Origin of the sequence: Halovibrio sp. HP20-59 (assembly GCF_033052795.2) — a bacterium.
Taxonomy (GTDB): Bacteria; Pseudomonadota; Gammaproteobacteria; order Pseudomonadales; family Halomonadaceae; genus Vreelandella.
On sequence record NZ_JAWJUW020000128.1, the window covers coordinates 1 to 253 of the forward strand.

The 253-nt window shown below is 51.0% G+C and carries 1 protein-coding gene; it reads right to left on the reverse strand.

Annotation, left to right across the window (positions count from 1 at the left end; all coding sequences use genetic code 11):
• The coding region (locus RZA33_RS19630; protein ID WP_317509927.1) for a hypothetical protein at window positions 1-208 on the reverse strand (208 nt) is incomplete at its 3' end.
• Window positions 209-253 lie beyond the last annotated feature (45 nt).

Consider the following 253-nt stretch of genomic DNA (forward strand, 5'->3'; position numbering starts at 1 on the left):
CGTCCACGTATTCGCTCAGTTCGTATAGAAAACTCATATACTGCTCCACCCACCACTCGGCGTCGACTTCGTAATCGTCGTCGTTGAGTTTCTCTTGCACGCGGTTGCTAATGTGGAGCCGCTGGTTATCGGTATCCCACCATCCGTAACTGTAGACGTTGTTAAAGAGCACTTCGCCCTCCGGGTCATACACGACTTTCACGCGCATTTTCGACCCTTGTTTCAATATCAGTTCCACCGTGGTTTGGCCGAT